This is a genomic window from Mycobacterium sp. 1165196.3, from assembly GCF_001673415.1.
Lineage (GTDB): Bacteria > Actinomycetota > Actinomycetes > Mycobacteriales > Mycobacteriaceae > Mycobacterium > Mycobacterium europaeum_A.
The window spans coordinates 1-5,062 of sequence record NZ_LZLU01000240.1 but is presented as its reverse complement, the minus strand read 5'-3'; the positions used below and the strand labels follow the sequence as shown (position 1 = coordinate 5,062).

Genomic DNA, 5,062 nt, shown 5'->3' with positions numbered 1-5,062 from the left:
GGCCCGCGCCGGACTCGACCAGCAGATGCGCTAACCGATTGGCCGCCTCGTCAAGCTCCCGATAGGACATGGACCGGCCCTCGAACGTCACCGCCACCGCATCCGGAGTCCGCGCCACCTGCGCGGCGAACAACTCCACCACCGACACCGGCACCACCGCACGACCCAACGCCGACACATTGCCCCACGCACCGAGTCGCGCGCATTCGGCGGTGTCGAGCACATCGATCGAGGACAGTCGGCGATGCGGGTCGTCGGTGATGGCGACCAACACCCGCCGCAGTCGCTCGGTCAGGGTGTTAACGGTGTCCGGGTCGAACACGTCGGTGCGGAATTCGACGGTTCCGCCGATCCCGGCGGCCCGGCCGTCGTCGCTCCAGCGGGCTGACAGTGAGAACGTCAGGTCCATACGGGCGGTACCCGTTTCGACCGGCTCGGCGCTGACCTGCAGGTCCCCCAGACGAAGCTCCGCCGCGTTGGCACTCTGCCAGGCGAGCATCACCTGGACCAGGGGGTGGTGCGCCAGGGAGCGGCTGGGGTTGAGCCGCTCGACCAGCACCTCGAAGGGCACATCCTGGTGGTCGAAGGCCGCCAGGACGTGCTGACGCACCCGGGCCAACAGCTCGGCGACGCTGGGATCACCTCCGAGATCCACGTGCAACACCAGGGTGTTGACGAAGAATCCCACCACGTCGTCCAGCGCGGAGTCACGGCGGCCGGCGATCGGAAAGCCCACCGCAACATCGGAACTCGCACTGATCTTGGCCAGCAGCACCGAGAGCGCGGCCTGCACCACCATGAATTCGGTGGCGTTGTGCGCCCGCGCCACCGCATGCACCCGTTGCTGCAACTCCGCGGGCCAGTCGATGCCCACGCTGGCCCCGCGATGATCGGCCACCGACGGATACGGCCGATCCGTAGGCAGCTCGATATGCTCGGGCAACCCCGCCAAGGCTCGTTCCCAATAGGCCAGCTGCCCGGCGATCGGGCTGTCCGGATCGTCCAGGTCTCCGAATTGCGTCCGCTGCCAGATCGCGTGGTCGACGTACTGCACCGCCAGCGGCGCCCACTGCGGCGCCCGGCCGCCGCTGCGACTGGCGTAGGCGGTGCCCAGATCGCGCACCAGTGGATTCAGCGACCAACCATCCGCAGCAATATGATGGACCACCGCCACCAACACATGCTCGTCATCGCCGCGACGGAATAGCTTTGTTTGTATGGGTATTTCGCTTGCGAGATCGAACGCGTACCTTGCTGCGGCATCCACACCCTCCTTTATCCGTGCCGGCGACCAACCGGCGGCATCAATTACGTCCCACCCGACGTCCGCCCGCTCAGCGGGAATCACCACCTGCCGCGGTGTCCCGTCGGAGACGGCGAACACCGTGCGCAAACTCTCATGTCGAGCCACCACGTCGAGGAGGGCGGCGTGCAGGGCCTCCACGTCCAATCGACCGCGCACTCGCAGCACCGCCGGCATGTTGTACATCGGCGACGGTCCCTGCAACTGATCGATGAACCACAACCGGGACTGCGCGAACGACAACGGCACCAACTCCGGCCGTGCACCCGCCCGCAGCCGCGGAATCCGTTGAGTGCCAGCACCGGCAAGCCGCGGCGCCAACTGGGCCACCGTGGGCGCCTCGAACAGCGTCCGCACCGAAACGCCGGCGTCGAAGGCGGTGTTCACCGCCGCGAGCAAGCGCATCGCCGACAGCGAGTCGCCGCCGAGGTCGAAGAAGGAGTCGTCGACGCCGACGCGTTCCACACCGAGCACCTGGGCGTAGATGCCCGCCAGGATCTCCTCGATCGCGCTCGTCGGGGCCCGGTAGCGGTCGGCGTCGGAGTATTCCGGTGGCGGCAGCGCGCGGATGTCGAGCTTGCCGTTGGGGGTCAGCGGCAACGCCTCGAGCACCACCACCGCCGACGGCACCATGTATGTGGGGAGCCGCTGACCCAACCAGGCCCGAATGTCGGTCGGGTCAGCGACTCCGGTCACATAGCCGACGAGACGCTTGTCGCCGGCCCGGTCTTCACGGGCGATCACCGCCGCATGCTCAACGCCGTCCAATTCGCTTAAAGCGGCCCGGATTTCGCCGAGTTCGATCCGGTAGCCGCGGATCTTGACCTGCTCGTCGGCGCGACCCAGGTACTGCAACTGCCCGTCGGCGCCCCACCGGACCAGGTCACCGGTGCGATACATCCGCGCGCCGGGTGCCCCGAACGGGCAGGCGACAAACCGCGTCGACGACAGGCCCGGGCGGCCCACATAGCCGGTCGCCAGCCCGCCGCCGGCCACATACAGCTCACCGACCACACCGACGGGCACCTGACACAGCCAGCCGTCGAGCACGAAGAAGGCCAAGTGCGCCAAAGGCGTTCCGATGGGGCTGAGGTTGCTGTCGACGTCACCGTCGACGATCTCCCGGAACGAGGCGTGCACCGTCGCCTCGGTGATGCCATACATATTCACCAGACGGGGCGGGCCCGGGTGACGGTGCAACCACGTGGCCAACCGGTGCGGCTCGAGCGCCTCACCACCGAAGACCACCGTCTGCAACTTCAACCGCTCACCCAACTCAGGCGCCAACGCATCAGCGCTCTGCAGCGCATAGAACGCCGACGGCGTCTGACTCAACACGCTGACCTGCTCGCGAACCAACAACGCGTGCAGGTCTTCTGGCGATCGGACCACGTCGTCGGGCACGATCACCAGACGCCCGCCATACAGCAACGACCCGAAGATTTCCCACACCGAGAAGTCGAACGCCAATGAATGGCACTGGGTCCAGACCGCGCCCGCACTCAGTCGCGCGTCGATCGCTTCCAGCAGCTGGGTGACATTGCGGTGGGTTACGGCCACTCCCTTGGGAATTCCCGTCGAGCCGGACGTGTAGATGAGGTACGCGATGCTGTCCGCCGCCGGCACCGGAAGCCCGGTGGTGGGCCGGGTCGCCACGGCGGGGTCGTCGATGTCGACGATCACCCCGGCGAACCCGTCCAGCCGGGCGCGCACCTCGGCGGTGGTCACCGCGGCGATCGGCGCTGCATCACCGAGCACGAACTCCAACCGCGCCGCCGGCACGCTCGGGTCGATCGGCACATACGCCGCCCCGGTCTTGAGGACCGCGAAAATCGCCACGATCGCTTCAGCCGAGCGTGGGATCACCACCGCCACTCGCTGACCCGGGCCCGCGCCCCGCTCGGAAAGCAAGTGCGCCAACCGGTTCGTCGACTCGTAGAGCTCTCGGTAGGTCAACGAGCGCGCGGCGCAGGTGATCGCCACGGCCCCTGGAGCGCTTGCCACCTGCGCGGCGAACAACGCCGGAATCGACACCAACGCCATCGGCGGCGCGGTGACTATCGCGCGGTTACCGGCCACGTCGAGCCGCTCGCGTTCGGCCTCGTCGAGCAGGTCGATCGACGACAATCGTTGAGCTGGATCGGCGGTCATGGCCGCCAGCACCCGATGAAACCGCTCGATCAGCGTTTCGATGCTCGACAGGTCGAACACGTCGGTGCGGAACTCCACCGCTCCGCCGATGCCGCCCGGCCGGCCGTCCTCGGTCCACCGTTCGTTCAGCGAGAAGACCAGATCCATCCGGGCGACCTGGGTGTCCAGCGGCAGAGGCGTGACCTGCACGTCGCCCAATTCCAGTCCGGCGGCGGGGCCGTCGTGCTGCCACGGCAGGTTCTGCCAGGCCAACACCACCTGGACCAGCGGGTGGTGGGCCAGGCTGCGGCTGGGACGGAGCCGCTCCACGAGCACTTCGAAGGGAACGTCCTGGTGTTCGTAGGCCGCCAGGCTGCGCCGCCGCACCCTGGCCAACAGTTCGGCGACGCTGGGATCGCCGCCGAGGTCCACGCGCAGCACCAGGGTGTTGACGAAGAAGCCCACCACGTCGTCCAGCGCGGGATCGCTGCGGCCGGCGATCGGAAAGCCTACGGCGACATCGGAACTCGCACTGAGCTTGCCCAGCAGCACCGAGAGCGCGGCCTGCATCACCATGAACTCGGTGGCATTGTGTGCCCGCGCCACCGCGCGCACCCGTTGCTGCAACTCCGCGGGCCAGTCGATATCCACGCTCGCCCCGCGATAATCGGCCACCAAGGGATACGGCCGGTCGGTGGGTAGCTCAACACGTTCCGGTAGCCCGGCTAGGGCTTGTTCCCAGTAGGCGAGCTGCCTGGTGATGGGGCTGTCCGGGTCGTCGAGGTCGCCGAATTGGGCACGCTGCCACATCGTGTAGTCCACGTATTGCACCGGCAGCGGCGCCCAGTCCGGCACCCGGCCGGCGCGGCGGCTGGCATAAGCCGTCCCGAGGTCACGCACCAGCGGCGCCAGCGACCACCCGTCCGCGGCGATATGGTGGGCCACCGCCACCAACACGTGATCGTCGTCGTCGAGCCGGAAAAGCGTTGTCCGCAAAGGAATCTCGTCGGACAAATCAAAGTGGTGCCGGGCCGCGGTGCCGATCGCAGCACCGAGTCGCTCTATCGACCAGCCGTCGGCGTCGATGACCTGCCAGGCGGCGCCGGTGGACTCGGCTGCGAGGACGACTTGGCGAGGTGTTCCCTGGTCGGCGACGAAGACCGTGCGCAGGCTTTCGTGGCGGCCCACCACGTCGGCCAGGGCGGCGCCCATCGCGTCGGTGTCCAGGCGTCCGCTCAGTCGCAGGGCGACGGCCATGTTATGGACCGGGGACGGCCCGTGCAATTGGTCGAGAAACCAGAGCCGGGACTGGGCGAAGGATAGCGGCACCACGGGGGGCCGGTCGACCGGAGCCACCCGCGCGAGCTTGGTCCCGCCCCCGCGGATCCGCGGCGCCAGCTCCGCGACGGTGGGTGCCTCGAACAGGGACCGGACGGTGAGGCCGGCGTCCAGTTCGGCATTCACGGCCGAGACGAGCCGCATCGCCGACAGTGAGTCCCCGCCGAGGTGGAAGAAGGAGTCGTCGATCCCGACGCGTTCGACACCCAGGATCTGGGCGTAGATGCCGGCCAGGATGTCTTCGAGGGCGGTCCGTGGGGCGCGGTAGTTATCGCCCTGGTAGTCCGGGGC

The 5,062-nt window shown here is 68.2% G+C and carries 1 protein-coding gene; it reads right to left on the bottom strand.

All coding sequences use genetic code 11. From position 1 onward, the window contains the following. Positions 1 to 5,062, bottom strand: a 5,062-nt coding sequence (locus A5659_RS23355) for a non-ribosomal peptide synthetase (protein WP_156749337.1), incomplete at both ends; no start/stop codon positions are given.